Below are 20,743 nucleotides of genomic sequence, written 5' to 3'. Positions count from 1 at the left end.
AAAATGGCCTATCCTTCTGACAGTCAATTTATCCCGTTTATGCTCGGGGGAAGTCCATTCGGAGACGTCCCAAACGATGAAAGTCCCGGCTCTGTCGACTTGGTAGGAAACTCTACGTTTCCCGTTGCCTTTTCAGCGTACGATGGAACGTATCTCTACTTTCGGATGAGAGTCAATGAAGATCCAAGAAATTCGCAAAAAACGGGTTTTCAAAATTTTTCTTGGGGTTATTTAATCAATACAACTGGAGTGGCTGGCACCTATCAATGGATGCTAAGTGTGCAAGGCTTGCGCAATCGTATTGCCTTGATCCAAAACACGGTCGTAGAATTCAACTCTTGGAATGATCCGGCAGAGGGCACAAACGGCAGTGGAGCGCCAAACTGGCAAGCGCCGATTATCAATTTTGACACGGCTCGTGTGCGGCTGACGAATGACGGCTCTAATTTTAGCGGCAATCCTGATTACTTCATTGATCTCGTCATACCGGCTGCTACTTTTTTTTCAACGATCGGTGTTACCTCTCTTACTTCCCTTCGTTTCCTGCCGTTTACTTCCGCGAATGAAAATAACTACAACAAGGACTCTCTTCGAATCAGTGAGGGCTATACCTTTGAAAACTCCCAGAGTAATAACACTACGATATCTGCGGGAGATGTACGGGCGAAACTCGCGATCGCCAAGCAGGTAACAGCAGGACCAGCCTTGGTTACCACAGGACAACTATCGCAATGGACAGGTTCGATCACTGTGACTAATACCGGGAAGAGCCAGGCAACAACAGTCATTGTCAACGATTTGATCGAACTGGATCAGGTAACAGCTTTTACGGTAAATGCAACAAGCACTGGCTCTGTCAATTACAATCCGCTCACCAAGGTGCTCAGCTGGACGATCGGCAATTTGGCCGCTGGTTCTACTGCCAGCTTGACATTTACGGTCAGTGGGGTTTTCGCTGTCTCTCCAGGCGGAACGCGGCGGTTAAACAGAGCGACAGTCACTGGTGTAGACAGTTTTTCTGGCGGGACGCTTTCTCCTGTTCAGGATAATATTGTCATCACGGTTAACTTGGCTGGAAGTGTTGCTGGCGTGGTGCTTGACCAGTCCACGAACTTGCCTGTAGCAGGTGTGCAGGTTCAGCTCTATGATTCGATTCCCGTACTAATCGGAACGACGACAACAGACACAGATGGTGCCTATTCGTTTACTGGATTGGCTCCTGGTCTGTATTCTGTGTCGGTGACCGCGCCGACTTATGACCCCAAAATTCAATTCGTGAGCGTTTTGGCAGGGCAGACCACAAGATCAGATATTTTGCTTCCTCCGAGTCCAGGTCAGGTGAATGGGACGATAACAGATACCGGACTGTCACCCATCTCAGGTGCAGTGGTCAAGCTCATTAATACGACAGGCGTGACCGTAAACCAGGCAGTGAGTGGGGGAGGGGGGAGCTATCAGTTTACCAATGTCGTGCCGGGTGCCTATACCCTTGCAGTCAGTGCGGATACATTCCAGCCAGCAACAGTCGCAATCAACGTCATTCGTGCCCAGTCTACTACACAAAATGTAGTGCTCCAGACGTCAGTTGCGCAGCTCTCCGGTTTGGTGACAGGTTCGGGTAGCATAACGATTTCCGGGGCATTGGTGGAAGTGCTGAACCAGGCAGGTATTACGCTGACGGAAACGACAACAGATGGAGCTGGCACGTATCTGCTAACCAAGCTCGGAGAAGGTGTTTATCAAATCCGTGTCAGTGCCGCGGGCTTTTCCACACAATTAGCTGGAATCAGTCTGCAAGCGGGGGATACCAAGGTACTTCATTTTGAATTGACTACAGCATTTGGAACAGTAAGTGGAACCATTTCTGATGCGCAAACGGGTGAGGGAATCCCAAATGCGAGCATCAAGGTTGTCACTCGTTCGGGAATTGCTGTAGGAGAGACGCTATCCGATGCGAATGGAGACTACTCCTTGTCTTTGCTTGGCCCAGAAACTTATGTCCTGACGGTTACAGCACAAGGGTATGCGGGCCAAACCGTAGGCGTCGAAATCAATGTGGGAGCTACTACAACGGTTGACCTCCAGTTGGAAAAACAGGCAGGGGTATTAAATGGAACTGTCACGGACACAGGCATGAATCCACTAGCTGACGCCATCGTTGTCGTTTTGAAGGGAAATGTTTCTGTGGCGCAGACCATTACCGACAGCGCTGGCACTTTTTCCTTCCCGCACTTGGCACCGGACACGTATACCGTAACAGCTACAGCTTCTGGTTATTCCACCGTTGTGTTGGGGGCAACAGTGCTGCCTCAGGAAATATCGTCCCTTGCTTTTGTCCTGCAAACTTCTCCGGGATCAATCGCAGGACAGGTGGTAGACAGCGGCAATCAGCCGATTCAGGGTGCCACTGTCATCATTAGGGAAAATACGGCAGCAGGTGCTGTAATTGCTACTGTATTGACTGATGGGAACGGACAGTATGTGATACCTGATCTGCTGCCGCAGGCGTACGTCGTCATCGTGTCTGCTCCGGACAAAACGACTGTGATCACAGGGGCAAGCGTCGCTTCCCTGACGACAACAACTGTGAATCTACAGCTTGCAGATTTGCCGGGGAGCATTTCGGGTTCGATCCTCGATGCTACGTCCGGTCTACCGATATCAGGTGCTACGGTAGAGGTTAGCGTGTTGAACCAAGCGGGGGCAATCGTCGCCCATGCCGATAGCGATCTGTCTGGTAACTACGAGATCACAGGACTTGCACCCGGCGTTTACACCATTACTGCCCGTGCAACCAATTATGAAACGAACAGTGCTTCCGCCACTGTACTTGCGAATACGAATACACCTGTCAGTTTATCGTTGTTTGCGAGCCCAGGTGAGATCCAAGGGCAGGTACTCGCTGCAGGGACGTTACAGCCGATTGCAGGCGCACAAGTAAATGCACTCGATTCCAATGGCTCTGTCGTGCATTCGGTATACAGTGATAGTCAAGGAAGCTTTGTCATCACGGGCTTGGCTGCGGGACAATACGTCATCGCTGCCTCAGTAAGTGGCTTTCAGTCCAATCATGTCGGGGCCTTTGTGCTCGCGAATACAACTACTCCTGTCCAGCTTCAGCTCAATCAAGATTTCGGTTTTATTAGCGGTATAGTAGCACCTGTCGTAGCGGGAACCACCATTCAATTGTTTGATATCAATAACCTGTTGATCGGTACTGTCGTCGCAGATGGGAATGGGGCGTTTTCATTTTCAGGGGTCGCACCAGGCTCTTATGTCCTTACAGCTACGGCTTCTGGCTACGCTGTTCAATCTGTTGGGGCGATCGTACAGCCTGGGCAGACGGCAAACGTTTCCTTTACGTTTATCCCGAATCCAGCCAGTATTTCTGGAACCGTGCTAGACACGGGGATGCAGCCGATTGTCAATGCCGTTGTCCGTATTCTGGATTTGAATGAGACGACAATAGGCTTTGGTTATTCGGATTCAAACGGGACCTATATAATTGGCAACCTGCCTGCCGGATCATTTGTCGTGGTGGCAAGTGCCCCTGAATATGTTACAGGCTCGGTTGGTGTTACACTTGGACCCGGTGAAAATAAAACCGGTGTAGACTATACTCTTGGGGCGAATGCAGGCGGGATTAGTGGACAGGTGACGGACGCGACGAATCCGGCGATATTCATTGCAGGCGCAGTTGTTCTGATTCGTTCCATAAGTGACGGAAATGTAGTGGCTACAGCAAGTACCGACCAGACGGGCAGCTATTTGATTGAACATCTGTTGCCGGGTGCTTATACCGTCACGGTAAGCGCACCTAGCTATGCTGATCAATCAGTAGGGGCCAATGTAGTCAGTGGAGAGACGACAGGGGCTAGTGTGGCGCTTTTGCCCATGTCTGGGTCCATCGTGGGAAGTGTCATAAACAGCTTGGGCGTACCTGTTACGGGAAGCGAAATCAACGTCAAGCTGATGGATAGCAATCAAGCCGTCATACAGAGCTTGCTGGCGAATGAATCGGGCGTGTTTTTCTTTGCGAGTGTCGCTCCAGGCGTTTACACCGTCATCGCTTCAGCGCCCGGCTATGCCGTAGGAAGTATCGGCGTAATCGTGACTGCCAATACGGCAACTTCAACGACCGTCTCGTTACCTGACTTGCTGGCGGCTATTTCGGGTGTGGTTACCAATCAAATGACGGGATTCGGGATTCCGGGAACCACCGTGCTCATTACGGATGACCATGGTGTTGTGCTTGTTCAATTATTGACAGATGATCAAGGGAATTTTTTGGCAGAGAAGCTTCCACCGGGTGTCGTGAATGTAACTGTTTTTGCGTCGAATTTTGTATCCGTCTCGCAGGCGGTTATTTTGCAAGGGGGCATTACCACCAACTTTCAGCAGGCATTAGTTCCTAATCCCGGCAGTTTATCCGGCGTTGTGACTGATCTGGAGACGGGCTTGCCGATCATTGGCGCAACGGTAATCGTCTTCGACAGCACTCGTGCCGCTGTGGGCTCCGTACTGACAGATGCAACTGGAAACTTTTCGCTTGATAGACTGGCTCCGGGAGGGTACACCGTCAATGTCAATGCAACTGGATATGCAAGCGATGTAGCTGGCGCACAGATACAAGCAGGTGCGGCGTCCGTATTAAGCTTTGCGTTAAACCAGTTGCCCGGTGGGATTGCTGGTACAGTTCGAGAGGTAGGTACGGCCTCGCCGATTGCCGGCGCGGTCATTACTATTCGACAAGGAAGTCCGTCTGGAACGATACTGGCTATTGTCCTGACGAATGAGCAGGGGCAGTATATGGTGAGTGGACTTTCCCCGGGGAGCTATACACTGATTGCGAGTGCTACGGGATTTGCTGCTGAGGCTTCGACAGCTATGGTCGGATTGGGAGCGACTACTGGTTTTGATTTTTCTTTGCAGAGTCTGCCTGCAAGTGTCACAGGAGAAATTAGTGACGCCCTTCTCGCGACTCCATTGCCGAATACGCTCGTCCGCTTGCTGGGCAACAATAATACGATTCTCTTTTCTACCCAGACAGACGCTCAGGGGATATACTTCATCGATGGATTTGTAGCTGGAAATTACACCATTTTGGCAAGGAACGATAACTATCAGAGAGAAAACGTATCCTTTGATGTAGCGCCAGGGGGAACGGCTACTGTCAATATTCCGCTGAATCCAAACCCAGGCATTTTGCAGGGGACCGTCAGAGATGAGTTTGATGGGACACCACTGGTAGGAGCAGAGGTTCTAATCTTTTTCCCGGGAACAAACAACCTGTTGTCTCGGGCGATTACAGACGGTCTCGGTCAGTTTACAATCGACGGCTTGGCACCTTTAACCTATACGCTGGCGATCAGTGCTCTCAACTATGCTACCCAACCAGTTGGCGCGACGATTTTTTCTGGTCAGACGACGGTCATCGATGTGGGGCTTCCCTCGTTTCCAGCTACGGTCACAGGTCAGGTTCAGTCTGAGGGTGGCGGTTTTGTTTCCAACGCTTTGATACAGGTGAAGGATTCACACGGAACATTGTTCGGTAGTGCGATCACGGATGACCTCGGCAATTTCTCTGTCGGTAATCTGCCGCCTGGAACGTATGTGATAAGTGCAAGTGAAGACAGCTATGCAGCGGCAACCAGTAACATAACCGTGACTGCTGGACAGACACTTAACGGAGTCATTCTGACGATGTCTCCTCTTCCAGGCAACATCTTCGGACAGGTGACCAATCAGTTGACAGGACTCCCAATCACAGGAGCGGCCGTTGCGATTCAGCAGTTTGCCAATGGCTTGTTTGTTGCCAACGTCGTAACGAATCAGAGCGGGCAATTCCAGGTGAATAGCTTGACGGCCGGAGAGTACAATGTCATTGCAAGCGCAGAGGGGTTCGGTACGCATTACATTACCGTTTCCGTCGCAAGCGGGCAGACGACCGTAACGACAGTCGAGCTATTGCCATTCGTCGGGACGATATCCGGCATTGTCCTCTTGCCAGACGGAAGTCAAGCCAGTGGTAACAATATTCAATTGTCGCTATTCCTTTCAAACAAGATTCGCCTGCAAAATATCCTGGCTGAGCCGGATGGAACATTCCATTTTGTCAATGTGGCTCCGGGGACGTATACCGTTATCGGGACCATTCCGGGCATTGGTACCGGTCAGGCAGAAGCAGTCGTTTTGCCGAACCAAACAACCTTTATCATCATCCGCCTTTCTCAAACGGGTACGATACAAGGAACAGTTCGAGCCGGTTTGACAGGCTTGCCAGTTGCTGGGGCGTCCGTGTATGTGCAAACGGTGAATCAACCAATCATAACGACTGTAGTCGTCCAAACAGACAGCTTTGGCAGGTACAAGGTGACTGGTCTTGCTCCTGGCACCTACTTGGTTGTAGCCAATGCAATGGGGAGTGGAGAAGCGAGAGGGACAGTAACGATAGGTGCAGGAGAAATCGTGACGCTCGATCTGGTTCTGGTTCCAGCAGCCATGAGCGGATCTTTTCGAGTCGCAACATGTCCGACTATTTTGTTTACCCCATTTTGACGGTTTGGAGAATTGCTCCACTTAAAAATATAAAGATGGCGGATAACTCCTTTTTTGATATAATAGCTGTAGAAATACAGCTATTTTGTTTTGGGTAAAAACAGCTGTGAAAATCCTGACTTTTATTCAAGGGGGAGCGAGCCATATGGTGAAACAGCAGGAGGAGCTGTCCCATCCATTGACAGCTGCCATCACGAAGACAAATACGCTTTTGCATATTCAGAGTCTCCTTCCCTCCTTTACGAAATCGGAGCAAAAGGTTGCCCATATCGTCTTGCAGCAGACAGACAGCGTGATTTATTCATCGGTGATTGACCTTGCCGAAAAGGCCGGAGTGGGTGAGACGACCGTTTTACGATTTTGCAGGAAAATAGGCTTCCATGGCTATCAGGAGTTCAAGCTGGCGTTGGCGCAGGAATTGGTCAATCCAGTCAAAAACTTACATGGCGAAGTAGGAGAAGACGATTCGCTGGACATCATTACGCACAAAGTAACCGCAGCCAATCAACAGGCGATTGGGGATACTTCGGCCCTGTTTCAAATCGAACAGCTAGAGCGCTGTGTAGATCTTTTGCAAAAAGCAAACACAATCCATTTTTACGGGGTAGGTACGTCAGCGGTAACAGCCCAGGATGCCAAGTACACGTTCTTGCGGATCGGGCTTCGCGTGGACGCTTTTAATGAATCGCATCTGCAAGCGATGGCTGCGGCCACTCTGGGACCGGGGGATGTCGCGATAGGTTTGTCTGTATCAGGCAGTACGAAAGACACGATCGATTCATTGAAAGTCGCCAAACAGGCAGGCGCAACTTGCATTTGCCTGACGCACTATCGACGCTCACCGATTACGAATGTAGCGGACATTACGCTATTGACCGCAGCGCAAGAAGGTCCGTTGCAGGGAGGCTCTCTCGCAGCCAAAATTGCACAGCTGCATGTACTGGATGTCATCAGTACGACAATCACGATGCGCAACAAGGAAAAGGCCCTTTTATATAAAGAAAGAACAGCGAAGGCTGTCCTAGAGAGAAAATATTAAGTGGTTTATCTTATATGGAATAGGAGTGGTTGGAAATGAAGCTCGTGATCGTGAAAGATTACGCGGAGCTTAGCAGAAAAGCTGCTGAAATGCTCGTGAGCGAAGTAAAAGCAAATCCGAAGACCGTCCTTGGCCTTGCAACCGGAGGCACACCAGTAGGGATGTACCGTGAGCTCATCAAGCTGTCGCAAGCGGAGAGCATCGATTTTTCGCAAGCGAGCAGCTTTAATCTGGATGAATACGTCGGGCTTTCCTCGACTCATCCGCAAAGCTATCGCTCGTATATGGAAGAAAACTTGTTCAATCACATCAACATTCCTGCGGAGAAAACACATGTGCCAGTTGGGAATACGACAGACCCTTTGGCAGAGTGTGCACGCTATGAGGAAGCGATCCGATTGGCAGGCGGGATCGACATCCAGGTGCTGGGGATCGGCAATAACGGCCATATTGGCTTCAACGAGCCTGGCTCTCCTACCGACTCGGTGACGCGCGTGGTCCAGCTCACTGACAGTACGATTGAAGCAAATGCCCGCTATTTTGATAGTGTGGATCAGGTGCCGACTCAGGCCGTTTCCATGGGGATCAAGACGATTCTTGGCGCTAAAAAAGTCGTGCTTCTCGCAAGTGGAGAGGCAAAGGCAGAGGCAGTGCGATTGATGCTAGAAGAAGAGCCTACGGCAGATGTACCAGCTTCCTTATTGCAATTGCATCCGGATGTAACCGTTATTGTAGATCAGGAAGCAGCGAGCAAGCTGACAACTTCCGTACTGGCAGGAACGAAACCAAGCGGCAGCTAATGAACCGCTTGGTTTTCATTTTGCTTGTTCACCAATCTGTTCGGAATACGGACTTGTTCCTTATGCTATACTGGGAATGTTGCAAGAAGGTCACCAGATTTTTCAAAGGAGCTGATTTTAGAATGAGCGCAAACGAAGCGTTGCTTACATTAGAAGGTTGGTATACGTATCATAATTTCCGAACCATCAATTGGGAAAAGTGGAAAGCAGCGTCCGCAGCAGAACGCCAAGAAGCGTTGGACGAGCTGAATGCATTGATCCGCACATGGGAAGCGAATGAGGGAGAGAACCAAGGAAGCACGGCTGTGTATTCCATCCTGGGACACAAAGCAGACCTCGTGTTCATGTTCCTGCGTCCAACTATGCAGGAACTCGATGAGATTAAAACAGCGTTCAATAAAACCCGCTTTGCTGCTTATACAGAAGCTCCTTATTCGTATGTATCCGTAGTAGAGCTGAGCAACTATGTACATAACCCAGGCGAAGATCCAAAAGCGAATCCGCACGTGCGCGACCGCCTCTATCCGATCCTGCCAAAATGGGAGCACATTTGCTTCTATCCAATGAACAAAAAGCGTGATCTGCAAGACAACTGGTACATGCTCTCCATGCAGGAGCGCCAAGAAATGATGCGCTCCCACGGCTTGATTGGTCGCTCCTACGCTGGCCGCGTGAAACAAATCATCGGTGGCTCTGTTGGTTTCGACGATTGGGAGTGGGGCGTTACCCTCTTTGCCAACGATCCGCTGGAATTCAAGCATATCGTATACGAAATGCGCTTTGACGAAGTGAGTGCGCGCTTCGGTGAATTCGGCAACTTCCTTGTAGGAAACGTATTGAACGTAGAAACACTGGCGAAAAAGCTGGAAGTATAATCAATATCCCCAAAAATCCGCTGTGCGCGATCGTCGCATTGGCGGATTTTTTTAATTGGGCCTATTGTTGATCGTAATAAACGGAGTACCGGCAGGCGATAATGGACTTATGAAAATGCTTGAACAGCTACTTCTCACCGCATGAGTACCCGCATCGACATTCCTGCGAAAATTTATGAAACCTTGTCTTTGGTTCCCGGACACTTTTTGTTAAAGTAAACAGGAAAGCATTTTTGACAGCGGAGGGGAACAAGACTGGGCTTTCTCAAGTTTAAAATTGGTTATCGTACGTTAAAAACAGCCATTGGAACGGCTATTTCGATTCTGATCGCCCAGCAGCTAGGCTTGATGTTTGCTTCTTCAGCGGGGATCATTACGATCTTGTGTATTCAGGTAACAGTCAAGCAATCGTTTCAGACAGCGTGGAATCGGATTCTGGCCAGTTTATTGGGTCTGGGAATCGGTGTTTGCCTGTTCTCCCTTATGGGCTATACGCCGATTGCCATTCTCCTTTTCATTTTGCTTTTCTTGCCTCTCGCGGTGCGTTTTGGCATTCAGGAAGGCTTTGTCAACAGCATGGTTGTGCTCATGCATTTGTATTCGTCAAAGAGAATCGACGGGATGCTATTGCTGAATGAGGTCGCTCTGCTCGTCATCGGTGTGGGCGTAGCACTACTGGTCAATCTATACATGCCGAGTCTCGATAAAGAGCTAAAAGGGATGCAAGCAAAGGTGGAGAAGCTGTTCAGCAAGATTTTGCGGGAGTTCTGTTACTACTTGCGTCACGGAGAAAGTGATTGGGACGGGAAAGAATTGATCGAAACAACTGGTGTATTGGAAACGGCGATTCGGTTGGCTTCACGAGATGTTGGCAATCGTTTGGGACGTCGCAACGATTCGTACTACGAGTATTTTGTGATGCGGCAAAAGCAGTTTGAGCTATTGGAACGCATGATGCCGATCGTCTCTTCTTTGGACAATCAGGTGGCAGAGAGCCATCGGATCGCAGATTTTCTTGAGCGTATCAGCCACTCGGTACATCCGGGCAATACCGCCTACCGCTTCATCGACCAACTGCGCGTGATGCAAGAGGAGATCAAGGAAGCAGATTTGCCGCGAACGCGGGAGGAATTTGAGACGCGTGCCTCGCTGTTCTACCTCCTTCGGGAAATTGAGAGCTATCTGTTCATCAAGCATGAGCTAGGCAAGAACAGGGACGAAAAGGCACAGGTGGCAAAGAGTTAGACAAAACAGTACGTAACAATGAAAGAGTTGTAGAATACGAAGGAAGGCTGCGAATACTTTTCGCAGTCTTTTTTTGTTGTTCGGTAAAAACTCTGTGAACTTTTCATTAAAACCAAAAAATTACACAGTTGTCCTAGTACGTTTTTTAGCTTACTTGTATACCGTGTACAAGCGGCGAAAAAATCAAAAGAGTAGGATCAAGGAGATGAGAGTGACCAGATGAAAATAATTGTGAATGAAAAAGAGTTGAAAGAGTATTTTCAAGGGCTACGACGTCTCGTCTGGGGTAAAGACGAAAGAGACGAGGAAGTCGAAAATGACAAGGAAGAAGCTGTTCGTTGTTCGCTTCGCAAAGAACTGTACGCAGAAGAATTCGCCGCATTTCTGCAAGAAAACCACAGTGATTTGCTGCGACAAGATTCCTTTCGCAAAGTACTTCTGCGCTATTTGAATGAAACCGTAGAGCTGGGAACAGATGCAGGAAGTGTCACAGGGGTCCTGAATGAGGTTGGTCGGGACTATGCTGAAATCATAGAGCCAAGCGGTTCACGTGTGGAGATTCGTTTCACGCAAATTAATTATGTTCATGAGGTGTAAGGAGGAGAAGATAAATGAACTATGTACAGAAATTGAGAACGTTTATAGGCGATAGTGTACAAGTCGTAACTGGATTCGACGTGACTACCGGTGAGTTGCTCGGTGTGACCAATTCGACATTAACCTTGCTTGCAGCAAGTGAGCCAGGCTATGGCGGTGGCCAAACAGTGATCTTTCAACTCGATCGCATCACGTATGTGCGCGTTCTCTAATGGCAGAGCGGCAAGGGAGAAGGGGCCACGTGCCCCTATCCATTTTAATTCCCGCCATGCTTGGGACAGCTCATCTGCCAAAGCTGATCGCCGCTTGTAAACAGCTTGCACCTCTGGAGATCATCGTGATTTCGACAAGGGCCCTGGAGCTTGGCTCTGGTGTTCGTGTCGTACTTGCAGAGGCTGTTGAGAATCTTTTCTCATGGCGGAGAGAGGCTGCCAAGCATGCAAGAGGGAGTGTCCTGCTTTTTCTCGGCGAAGAACAAATTGATTCGCTGTCTGGATTGCAGCGCTTCTTGTTCCCAATTTTATATGGAAATGCACAGGTCGTTTTGCCCCAGCAGGATATGCGACACAGGAGGAAGACAAAACCAAGACCTATCCACAGTTTTTCCCTGCTGGTAAATAACCTCTTCGGTCGCTCAGACCTGCGTGAAGCTTCTTTGCTGGACACACCTCACGCGATGACCAGAGAGGCACTTTCCAAAATCGGAGTGGAACAGTTGGGACATCCTGCCCAAGCGCACAAGCGGGCAGTTGTGAGCGGACTGTCCATTACGACACAAGCTATTGGAACGGGAACGGAAGAACGGATGTTTTTGCCACAGCTTCACGGTTCGTTGCTCAAAGAGCTCTCTTTGTATGAAAAGCTGGTGATTGCCGAACAGCTTGATCTCGTCTCGCGTCTTCCCTTTCGCGGCGGACTGTCCGATGGGGGCAGGCGAAGAGATATAGCAGAGAATGTACACGGTAAAAACAGTAGTATGCCTGTTACGCAGGTCGGGAAATGGCCCCTGCGACGAACAACTCTTTACGGTGGGAAAACGGTATCTGTGATCATTCCAGCCCTTAACGAGGCAGCGACGATCCAGCAAGTGATCCGTGAAGTTCTTCGGCTGGAGCCAGTCGAAATTATCGTGGTCGTCAATGGCTCGGTTGATCAAACAGCACAGCTTGCCCGTGAATGCGGCGTGACGACCGTAGAGTTCCCATATGCATTGGGCGTAGACACTGGACGGGCAATTGGAGCCAGTCTGTCGAAAGGCGACATCCTGTTGTTTGTCGATGCGGATACGATTATGACCGCTCATGATCTGTATCCTTTTGTTCTCGCTTGCGAGTGCGGCGTGGATGTGGCCCTGAATGATGTTTCTGTATTTTTGAATCAACCTTGCGCAGACAATGTCTTTGTGGCTTGTCGCCAAGCTCTCAACTTGGCTTTGAATCGTAAGGATTTGGGGATCGGGTCTATGGTGACCGTCCCCTTTGCCTTACGCAGGGAAGCGGTTGCTTCGCTCGGGTGGCACATACTGCTTTGCCCGCCAAAAGCACAAGCAGCATACGCACAGGCAGGTGTAAAGATGGAATTGGTTCATCAGGTGAACAGTTTCACCTCCAACCGACTCCGGCCAGAAAAACACTTCGCCAGCTCCGGAATGCCCCCTGCCGTCGAACAGATTGCGGGTGACCACGTGGAAGCCTTGCAGTTTCTGGCGAAAGGACGGTAGCGAGGATGCGATGTGAAAACAAGAACACTGGAAGGAGGAAATGAAATTGGCAAGAGAGCGAGTAGAAGGTCTGGTAAGTGTCGTCATTACCAATTTCAACAGGGCGGCTTATATACGTGAATGCTTGGACAGCATTCTCCAGCAAACCTATGAGAATTGGGAGATTGTCTTGATCGATGATGCATCGACAGATCATTCCGTAGAAGTGGCCAGAGAATGGCTGGAAGAGAATAAAAGGTTTTTTCCAAGAGAGAATCAGGTGCTGATTCATGAGCTCCCTCGCAATATTGGCTTTTCGGGTGCCATCAACGTCGGGCATTACCTGAGCAGAGGCGAGTTCATCGCGATTCAGGACTCGGATGATTTCTCCCATATCCTGCGTCTTTCACGGCAGGTTGAATACTTGAAAAATAATCCCCAGATCGATTTGGTCGGTACGAATTACTATGCGTTTTCGACCGATAATCCGGAAAAAAAGCAGCTCGCTGGATGGATCAAGTACGACGATGACATTCGCAAGGTATACGGAAACGGCGGACACTGCGTCTGTCACGGAACCTGCATGTTTCGAGGACGGCTGTTTGACCAGATTGGTGGCCCGACACGCCGGATTGAGGGTGCAGAAGACTACGAATTTATCGCCAAAGCTTTGAATGCGAGAGCAGGCGTGAACAATATAGCAGAAGCATTGTATTATTACCGCACCCACGCTGAGCAGCGTTCGGCCCACTATTATCGGAAGAAGGGAGGGTAAAAAGTTGACTAGCAGTAATGATCGGATATTGATGGTGCTGGACAGTTTGAGGACAGGCGGAACGGAGACACATGTTCTTAGCATGGGTAAAGCATTGAGGAAAAAAGGCGTCCAACTGTTTTATGCAGGTGGCAATGGCCCCCTCTACCACGAATTTGTTGATGCAGGCTTTTTGGTTGAACCGATAGAATCCGCACGTGAGCCGCTCCAGGCACGCAGACAGCATCTGATCGAGTGTTACCGTGCATGTATGAAGAAGCATAGTATTACCATCGTCCATGTGCATCAGACGCCATCAGGCTTTCTTGCCGCTACGGCAGCCAATGAGCTCGGCATTCCTGTCGTGTTCACCTTGCATGGAACGTACTACCCAAAGGATGAAGCGATAAAAGTAGCTCAGCTCTGCTCTGCCGTTATCAGTGTGAGTAAACCTGTCCAACTATTCTGGCAAAGGCGAGGGGTAAAAACCACCCTCATTTCCAATGGGGTTGATATGGAAGAGTTTCAGTCTGGCTTCGCAAGTAGGGCTGATATGCCGTCATTGCCGCCCGATGCCACAGTGGTTACTTATGTCAGCAGGCTGGCTTGGCAAAAAGCGACGGTGTGCAACATGGTATTGCGGGCAACCAAAACGTTGCGCAGTGAAATCCCCAATCTGCATATCGTGGTGGTGGGTTCGGGTGCCCAGGAGATTCATGTTCATGAGCTGGCAAAAGCGCTGAATAAAGCCGCAGGGCAGCCCTATATTCACATTGTGGGGGAGCAAACCGACGTCCGGCCGTATTACGCAATCAGTGATTTGGTGATTGGAACAGGGAGGGTCGCACTCGAAGCGATGGCGTGCGGAAAGCCCGTGCTTGCGATCGGAAATCATGGCTACGTTGGTTTGGTCGAACCTTCGTCCTACGATTTGGCTTGGGATTGTTACTTCGGTGACCACTCCTCCGTGCAGAAGCCGTCTCCTTCGTTGATCGATAGTGCTTTGCGTCAAGCATGTAGCGACCGTAGTCAATTGAAGGAAATAGGAGGTCAAGGAAGAGCGTGGGTCCAAAACCATTTTCATATCACGCAAAAATGTGCCTCCTTGCTTGCCATTTATGCGCAAATAAAGAATGGAGGGGGGGCGGCAAGCATGAAAAAAATTTTGTACGTTGGCTGGTTAGGGTTCAACAATTTGGGCGATGAGCTGATGTGGCATGCCTTTTACGATTTGTCATGCAAATACCTCGACCCTACGCAATACAAGGTAATACCTTCCCTGCCCGGGGTTGATCTGAAGGATTTAAGCCCGTATGACACCGTCGTTTTAGGTGGAGGATCGCTTCTCATCCCGGGGTATGTGGATGTAGCTTATCGTGCGGTTGAACAGAAAAAAAATCTATGGGTCTGGGGAAGCGGATTTGACTCGCAGGATCAAGTCGAGCTGGATTCTTCAGGCAGATTGATGAACAAGCTGATAACTGGCCAAGATAAAATGAGCCACATGCTGCAAAAAATCGCCGAGCATGCCACGTTTTTTGGTGTACGCGGACCACTTACACTCCAATACCTCCAGCAAGCGGGAGTGGGAGAAAGGGCAGCGATTAGCGGAGACCCAGGGATGCTGCTTATTCCCGCATCATTGCCAACAGTGGCAGATAAAAGCAAGCGATCCACGATTGGTATCAACTGGGGTACGTCTTATAACCGGATTTATGGGAAAAACGAGACCGCAGTTGAGGATGGGCTTGTATATGCAGCCAAGAAGCTGATCAAGGCAGGCTACGACATCCACTTGCTCACCATGTGGGGACCGGATCGGGAAGCCATAAAAAGACTGTACAAAAAAATCGACGATCCAGCTCATACAATCCTCGACCTGGAGCTGCACGATCATAAGCGAATGCTGCAACTGATGAAAGGCTTTCAAGCGACGATCAACTTTAAATTGCATGCGAATGTGCTGAGTGCTGCTGCGGGTGTTCCGTTCGTTTGTTTGGCGTATCGCATCAAGGGCATTGACTTCGCTTATTCACTGGATCTCCCGGAGCTTATCGTGTCAACAGGCGAGCCGCAATTAGGTGAAAGAATTCTTACCTGCACCTGGGAGGCCATCGCACGCAAGGAGCAGATCGCAGCGAAATTGGCGGCGAGTCAGAAAAAAATAATCGAGAATTTGGAGCTGCCGTTCATCCAAGGCTTGCTGTAATCCATTTGTACAATGACAAAGAAGACGACGAGGGGACCTGCGGATTCGCTACAGGTCCCCTCAATCGTTTTTGTGACGAAAATCAGTACTCACCGTGCTCCCGCAAGCTGGCTACAGGAACACTCATCTCCTGATCTGGCTGGTCGAGCGGGTAAATCCTCGCCATGTCGTTGTCGTCATCGATGTGCTGGATGTATACGGGTATTCCATCGCAGGTCACATTCGCCATAACGGGTGAAGCGGCGATTTCTTTCGCGCGCTGTTTATTCATTTTGATTCCCCCTGTCAGTTGTAACAGCTTTAATATGTACGTCAGCCCAGCAGGGTATACTTTTTAAGCCTGTTGACATTCCCTAAAATATGTAATAAATTGAAGAGGAAATTACTACGAAATCGTACTAAAAGGAGTCACCGGTATGCAGCAACTATATGACCTCTTTCTGAAAACCGGTTTGCGTCCGTTCGCCTTTATGTCCGATACGATGCAGCTTGAAGAAAAACTGACTCGCTCTGATTTGTCGACCCTCCTCATATTGCTGTTTCGCGGAGATTTGACCATGTCAGAGCTGGCGCAAGAGATGGGGGCGCCACTTAGTTCGATGACCAGCATCGCGAAACGGCTTGAACGCAAAGGCTACATCGCGAGGGCTACCTCTGTAGAGGATCAACGGGTGAAGCTCGTCACATTGACACAACCAGGCAAACAGCTTGCAAAAGAATCAGAGCAAGTGATGCTGACGATGCTGGGCAGGCTTCAGGAGGCATTTACGCCGGAAGAAATGGAGCAATTCACTACCCTTTTACTCAAAGCCGCCAAGGTATTTCAGGACGGAGGACCTGTCAAGCCTCGTGAAACAAAGGTTCGTTCCATCAAGATCAACATTGAGGAATAGTCTGATCGAGCCTGCTTCTTTTTTTGTCTAATTACTACGAAATCGTATTAAATGGATCGTGAAGGAGAGAGTCGAGATGAGAATCGTTATTTACACCGGCAAAGGTGGGGTTGGGAAGACGAGTGTTGCAGCAGCAACGGCTGTTAAGCTGGCAAAGCAGGGAAAGAGAACGCTCGTACTCAGTACGGATGCTGCACACAGTTTGGCAGATTCATTGGGGACTGTGATCGGACCAGATCCCGTACCAATCAGCGAAAATTTATGGGGACAGGAAGTAAACAGCTTGCGGGAAACCGAGCGCAACTGGGGAGCAGTTCAGGGATGGCTGACAACACTGCTCGACAAAGCACAGCTGACTGATATTACAACGGAGGAGATGCTTGTTTTTCCTGGCATGGAGGAAATGTTCAGTTTGCTACAGATCAAGGAACACGCCCTGAGCGGGCAGTTCGACGTCTTGGTAGTCGATTGTGCTCCAACCGGAGAAACACTGCGTCTGCTTAGTTATCCCAACGTATTGAATTGGTGGTTGGAGAAAATTTTTCCGACCGAGCGCAAGCTGATCAAACTCGTTCGCCCAGTGGCCAAGATCGTGAACAAAGTAGAGCTTCCTTCTGATGATGTGCTAGACAGCGTCGAGCAGCTCGCACGAGGGTTGGAGGAAATGCAACGCATTGTTTTGGACCCGGAGATCACATCAGTGAGGATCGTAGTAAACCCGGAAAAAATGGTGCTTGCGGAAGCAAAGCGCTCGTTTACGTACTTGAATCTGTTCGGGTTCAATACGGATGCCATCATCGTGAATCGGGTGCTTCCGGATGAAGCGGGAGAAGGATTTTTTGCCCACTGGCGAGAGCTGCAACGGAAGTATGAGAACGAAATCGTGGAAAACTTTCAGCCGCTGCCGATTTTGAAAGCACCGATGATGCCAAAAGAAGTGATTGGGCTTCCTGTTCTAGAAGAATTGGCTGATATCGTTTTTGGAACAGAAGACCCATCCGCCAAGCTTTATCAAGGCAGGACGGAACTGATTCGAGAAGTGGACGGCGAGCTGCATTTGGAGCTGATGATTCCTTTTGTGGATAAAGCAGCCCTGGATTTAACGCAAACAGGGGATGAATTGACCGTAAATGCGGGTGCCTACAAGCGAAAAGTTATCTTGCCACGCGTATTAATGGGACGACAAGTTACAGGAGCGAAATATGCGGAGGATCGGCTGATCATTCGTTTTAGCGCAAGGGAAGGGGCTGCTCAGCATTGAGAGGTACTGGATTGAATCGGGTGCTGACGATTCTTACGAACATGGAACAGAACGGAACCGAGCGCCATGTGAAAAATGCCTGCAAAGAATGGCTACTCGCATCGCGGTCAGTGATCGACAGCATGATTGATGTGTTACAGGATGAACAAGACCGTCCGAGAGCTCAAAAAATCAACATTTCTAAGGAATAGGCCAACCTGAGAGGAGAGAATTAACATGGTAAGTGGGATCAAGCGCCAAATGGGTTTCACTCTCATCATTACAGGACTGCTGCATACGATTGTCGGTCTGTTTTTATACGCTGAGCCGCTTCAGCAGATCGTCGCAAACGGTTTATGGAATGGTGTAGGGCGAGAGGAAGTTGCGGCTTTCTGGTTTATGATGTTTGGCTTTTTGTTGATGTTGCTCGGATATATGGCGGATTGGCTGATGAAAAAGAAGGGAATGGAGACGCCAGCTGCCTTTGGGTGGACGATAATCGGGATATGCGTGGTCGGGGCGATTGCCATGCCTGCGTCGGGCTTCTGGCTCGGCATACCACAGGCTGCCATCCTGCTGCGCAAGTGATGTAAGAAATTTGCGGATTGGTAGATGGTTCAGATAAAATGAATCTAACCGTTTTCCATATGTTTCAATTCCGAGGTGATCTTCCCTGAACTTCTTAGATGCAAATAACCAATGGACCCCAGAATTTTTGGAACACATCCAAAAATCCGCAAAGTCATCCATCAAGCTCACCCTGACGAAGGAAGCGGCTACCTTAACGGATAGCAAGGTTGGCGGAAAGCCTTGGCTACCGCCAGAAATGCCATACCCACAGGATGAAGACGGAAACAACTACTTGTTTCTCGCACAAATCAACTGGGCGCAAATGCCGCGACTCGATGGCTACCCCGCTAGTGGATTGACCAGTTTTTTTGTCAAGGAGGATGATACCTTCGGACTGATGGATCAATCCTTTCAAGTGCTTCATTTTGAGGAGTTCATCGATACACAGGAATTGGACCCCTTTCAACCAGAGGACCTTGACGTGTACAGTCCGGTACTGGGTGGGCCATACAAGCTGACAGGAAAACGAGAGTCGCAGTACGTCCCTCATTGAGATCCACAGGCGGTGAATTTTCAGCTACCTACCGACGAGGACGAAGTGGCCTACTCAAAATATTGGGACCTCGCCGATGCAAGCGGGTCACGGATTGGAGGATATCCCTACTTTACCCAGGAGTATGTGAATCAGGATGGGTGGGAGCTGCTCCTCCAACTGGATATGGAGGGCGACAACTACGATTATTATGTCTCGTGGGGAGATAGCGGAGTGGGCAACTTCTTCGTTCGCAGGGAGGATTTGCTTCGTCTGGATTTTTCAAGGGTTTGGTATACATGGGATTGTTTATAAAAGAAAGATGGGGATAACACGATGGCGCACATACATGACGTCCAAACCTTAATCAAAGAATCGCAAAAGACCAGAGTGAAATACTTGTTCTTTTGGGGACATACACAGAAGGAGTCAGGCACGATCGATAAGTCTTGCTTCAGCCAATGGTATCCGGCCGCTTTTGTAGAGGACGGTATCACATACTTGACCGCTGAGCATTACATGATGGCGAAAAAGGCTGAGCTGTTCGGCGATGTTGCCATCCGTGATGAGATACTCAAGAAAAGCCATCCAAAACAAGCGAAGGAATTGGGACGAAAGGTTCATTCCTTTGACGAGGCTGTGTGGAATGCGAACAAGACGGCGATCGTTCGCCAGGCAAACCTGTTAAAATTCAGCCAGCATGCCGATTTGAAAGCATACCTCTTGGACACAGGTGACCGCATTATTGTCGAAGCGAGTCCTTATGATCGGATTTGGGGGATTGGCATGGCCCAAGATCATCCGCATGCGGAACAGCCCGAAAAGTGGCGGGGAGAAAATTTGCTCGGTTTTGCATTGATGGCAGTCAGGGAGCAGCTTCGTTCGTGATCCAGATTACCAAAATCGAAGAAGAGCCCGTCGAGCAGGTTCCCTATCTAGCAGCAGGAGCGAATGGCAAAGGTGTTGTTCCGAGCAGGTTGCCCATCTTTTTTGGGGAAATGGCGAATATTCCTGATGCTTATGATGTGATCATCATTACTTCCGATCTGCAAGGGGTGATAGAGTCTCGGCACGAGCAGCAGGTACTGCTTGGCGAAGCGTTGCCAGAGATGGTTTCACTGTTACTCCAAATCAAAAGGCCATCCATTTCAAGAGAACGTGTTCTGGTCTTGCTATGCGGAGACTTGTATGCCGATCCATGGAAACGGGGAAGTAGCGGCGATCCCTCCTCCGTATGGCATGCTTTTCAACGCGAGTTTGGAGAGGTGGTCGGGGTTGTTGGCAATCACGATTTGTTTGACTCGGGTTCATTCGCACAGCTTCAAGGCATGGCAGACATCACCGTAATCAATGATCCTGAAATGGTGCAAGTCAGCCAGCTCCGTATTGCGGGTCTGGGCGGAATCGTAGGTCGTGCGGATAAACCGAATCGGAGGGAAAGGAAGGAGTTCCTGAAAGGAATGCGGGAGCTGCTTCGGAAGCAGCCTGACATTTTGTTGCTTCATCAAGGGCCGGATGAGCCTTCATTCGATCTGCAGGGCTTGCCTGAAATTCGTGAGTGCTTGCAGCAGCACCCTCCAGTACTCGTCTGCTGTGGGCATGTACACTGGGCGCGATCTTGGATCGAGCTTGCCCAAGGGACACAAGTGTTGAACGCGGATGGGAAACTATTTGTCTTTACACGAAAAAGTGGTTGAGCAGACGTTTCGCTGCTAACCACTTTTTTTATCTA

General features: G+C 49.6%; 17 protein-coding genes and 1 pseudogene. 17 read left to right on the top strand and 1 reads right to left on the bottom strand.

Annotated features, from left to right (window positions below; all coding sequences use genetic code 11):
- Positions 1-3: 3 nt before the first annotated feature.
- From C7R91_RS06275 to C7R91_RS06230, 10 genes are all read left to right on the top strand, one after another.
- Positions 4-6,558, top strand: coding sequence for a carboxypeptidase regulatory-like domain-containing protein (locus C7R91_RS06275; RefSeq protein WP_047071324.1), 6,555 nt, complete (start codon positions 4-6; stop codon positions 6,556-6,558).
- A gap of 145 nt (positions 6,559-6,703) precedes the next feature.
- Positions 6,704-7,597: a MurR/RpiR family transcriptional regulator gene (locus C7R91_RS06270; RefSeq protein WP_047071326.1), complete on the top strand. Its 894-nt coding sequence runs from the start codon at positions 6,704-6,706 to the stop codon at positions 7,595-7,597.
- 35 nt (positions 7,598-7,632) lie between these two features.
- Entirely contained in the window at positions 7,633-8,397 is a 765-nt protein-coding gene (nagB, locus tag C7R91_RS06265; RefSeq protein WP_047071327.1) for a glucosamine-6-phosphate deaminase, read from the top strand.
- 122 nt (positions 8,398-8,519) lie between these two features.
- On the top strand, positions 8,520-9,272 hold the full coding sequence (gene hemQ / locus C7R91_RS06260) for a hydrogen peroxide-dependent heme synthase (RefSeq protein WP_007715842.1): 753 nt from the start codon (positions 8,520-8,522) through the stop codon (positions 9,270-9,272).
- Between the two features lie 255 nt (positions 9,273-9,527).
- On the top strand, positions 9,528-10,517 hold the full coding sequence (locus C7R91_RS06255) for an aromatic acid exporter family protein (protein ID WP_083995118.1): 990 nt from the start codon (positions 9,528-9,530) through the stop codon (positions 10,515-10,517).
- Between the two features lie 219 nt (positions 10,518-10,736).
- Positions 10,737-11,114 (top strand): hypothetical protein, encoded by a 378-nt coding sequence (locus tag C7R91_RS06250; RefSeq protein WP_047071330.1) that lies wholly within the window; start codon positions 10,737-10,739, stop codon positions 11,112-11,114.
- A gap of 14 nt (positions 11,115-11,128) precedes the next feature.
- On the top strand, positions 11,129-11,326 hold the full coding sequence (locus C7R91_RS06245) for a hypothetical protein (protein WP_047071332.1): 198 nt from the start codon (positions 11,129-11,131) through the stop codon (positions 11,324-11,326).
- A gap of 29 nt (positions 11,327-11,355) precedes the next feature.
- Complete coding sequence (locus tag C7R91_RS06240; protein WP_236697911.1) at positions 11,356-12,834, top strand: glycosyltransferase; 1,479 nt, start codon at positions 11,356-11,358, stop codon at positions 12,832-12,834.
- 46 nt (positions 12,835-12,880) lie between these two features.
- Complete coding sequence (locus C7R91_RS06235) at positions 12,881-13,588, top strand: glycosyltransferase family 2 protein (protein WP_047071333.1); 708 nt, start codon at positions 12,881-12,883, stop codon at positions 13,586-13,588.
- Positions 13,589-13,592: 4 nt separating this feature from the next.
- Positions 13,593-15,776, top strand: a complete 2,184-nt coding sequence (locus tag C7R91_RS06230; RefSeq protein ID WP_047071335.1) for a glycosyltransferase — start codon at positions 13,593-13,595, stop codon at positions 15,774-15,776.
- 82 nt (positions 15,777-15,858) lie between these two features.
- On the opposite strand, the gene C7R91_RS06225 is transcribed toward C7R91_RS06230, so the two are convergent.
- Entirely contained in the window at positions 15,859-16,047 is a 189-nt protein-coding gene (locus C7R91_RS06225; protein WP_047071337.1) for a small acid-soluble spore protein H, read from the bottom strand.
- Positions 16,048-16,192: 145 nt separating this feature from the next.
- Here C7R91_RS06225 and C7R91_RS06220 point away from each other — a divergent pair, with 145 nt between their 5' ends.
- The 7 genes and pseudogenes from C7R91_RS06220 to C7R91_RS06185 all read left to right on the top strand — a co-directional run bounded on the left by C7R91_RS06220 (position 16,193) and on the right by C7R91_RS06185 (position 20,708).
- Positions 16,193-16,669 (top strand): MarR family winged helix-turn-helix transcriptional regulator, encoded by a 477-nt coding sequence (locus C7R91_RS06220; protein ID WP_047071339.1) that lies wholly within the window; start codon positions 16,193-16,195, stop codon positions 16,667-16,669.
- A gap of 76 nt (positions 16,670-16,745) precedes the next feature.
- Complete coding sequence (locus tag C7R91_RS06215; RefSeq protein ID WP_047071341.1) at positions 16,746-17,930, top strand: ArsA family ATPase; 1,185 nt, start codon at positions 16,746-16,748, stop codon at positions 17,928-17,930.
- Positions 17,927-18,121 carry a hypothetical protein gene (locus tag C7R91_RS06210; protein WP_047071343.1) on the top strand — a complete coding sequence of 65 codons (195 nt, stop codon included), beginning with the start codon at positions 17,927-17,929 and terminating at the stop codon, positions 18,119-18,121. Before C7R91_RS06215 ends, C7R91_RS06210 begins: the two co-directional genes overlap by 4 nt.
- A 25-nt stretch (positions 18,122-18,146) precedes the next feature.
- The gene (locus C7R91_RS06205; RefSeq protein ID WP_047071345.1) at positions 18,147-18,497 is read left to right on the top strand and encodes a DUF6463 family protein; all 351 of its coding nucleotides are present in this window, start codon (positions 18,147-18,149) and stop codon (positions 18,495-18,497) included.
- 127 nt (positions 18,498-18,624) lie between these two features.
- Positions 18,625-19,326, top strand: a pseudogene (locus C7R91_RS29660) (YwqG family protein).
- Positions 19,327-19,347: 21 nt separating this feature from the next.
- Positions 19,348-19,899, top strand: coding sequence for a riboflavin biosynthesis intermediates N-glycosidase (gene ybiA / locus C7R91_RS06190; RefSeq protein ID WP_047071350.1), 552 nt, complete (start codon positions 19,348-19,350; stop codon positions 19,897-19,899).
- Entirely contained in the window at positions 19,896-20,708 is an 813-nt protein-coding gene (locus tag C7R91_RS06185) for a metallophosphoesterase family protein (protein ID WP_052773415.1), read from the top strand. The genes ybiA and C7R91_RS06185 overlap by 4 nt, the downstream gene beginning before the upstream one ends.
- Positions 20,709-20,743: the final 35 nt, after the last annotated feature.

The sequence above is a fragment of the Brevibacillus formosus genome (assembly GCF_003013405.1).
Lineage (GTDB): Bacteria > Bacillota > Bacilli > Brevibacillales > Brevibacillaceae > Brevibacillus > Brevibacillus formosus.
The sequence above is the reverse complement of the archived record's forward strand: the minus strand, read 5'-3'. Positions and strand labels throughout refer to the sequence as shown.

What these genes read in the sequence shown, in the direction of transcription:
- C7R91_RS06205 (WP_047071345.1), top strand. Translation starts at nt 18,147, where the DNA reads ATGGTAAGTGGGATCAAGCGCCAAATGGGTTTCACTCTCATCATTACA.
- C7R91_RS06225 (WP_047071337.1), bottom strand. Translation starts at nt 16,047, where the DNA reads ATGAATAAACAGCGCGCGAAAGAAATCGCCGCTTCACCCGTTATGGCG.
- C7R91_RS06220 (WP_047071339.1), top strand. Translation starts at nt 16,193, where the DNA reads ATGCAGCAACTATATGACCTCTTTCTGAAAACCGGTTTGCGTCCGTTC.
- hemQ (WP_007715842.1), top strand. Translation starts at nt 8,520, where the DNA reads ATGAGCGCAAACGAAGCGTTGCTTACATTAGAAGGTTGGTATACGTAT.
- ybiA (WP_047071350.1), top strand. Translation starts at nt 19,348, where the DNA reads ATGGCGCACATACATGACGTCCAAACCTTAATCAAAGAATCGCAAAAG.
- C7R91_RS06275 (WP_047071324.1), top strand. Translation starts at nt 4, where the DNA reads ATGGCCTATCCTTCTGACAGTCAATTTATCCCGTTTATGCTCGGGGGA.
- C7R91_RS06245 (WP_047071332.1), top strand. Translation starts at nt 11,129, where the DNA reads ATGAACTATGTACAGAAATTGAGAACGTTTATAGGCGATAGTGTACAA.
- C7R91_RS06215 (WP_047071341.1), top strand. Translation starts at nt 16,746, where the DNA reads ATGAGAATCGTTATTTACACCGGCAAAGGTGGGGTTGGGAAGACGAGT.
- C7R91_RS06270 (WP_047071326.1), top strand. Translation starts at nt 6,704, where the DNA reads ATGGTGAAACAGCAGGAGGAGCTGTCCCATCCATTGACAGCTGCCATC.
- C7R91_RS06250 (WP_047071330.1), top strand. Translation starts at nt 10,737, where the DNA reads ATGAAAATAATTGTGAATGAAAAAGAGTTGAAAGAGTATTTTCAAGGG.
- nagB (WP_047071327.1), top strand. Translation starts at nt 7,633, where the DNA reads ATGAAGCTCGTGATCGTGAAAGATTACGCGGAGCTTAGCAGAAAAGCT.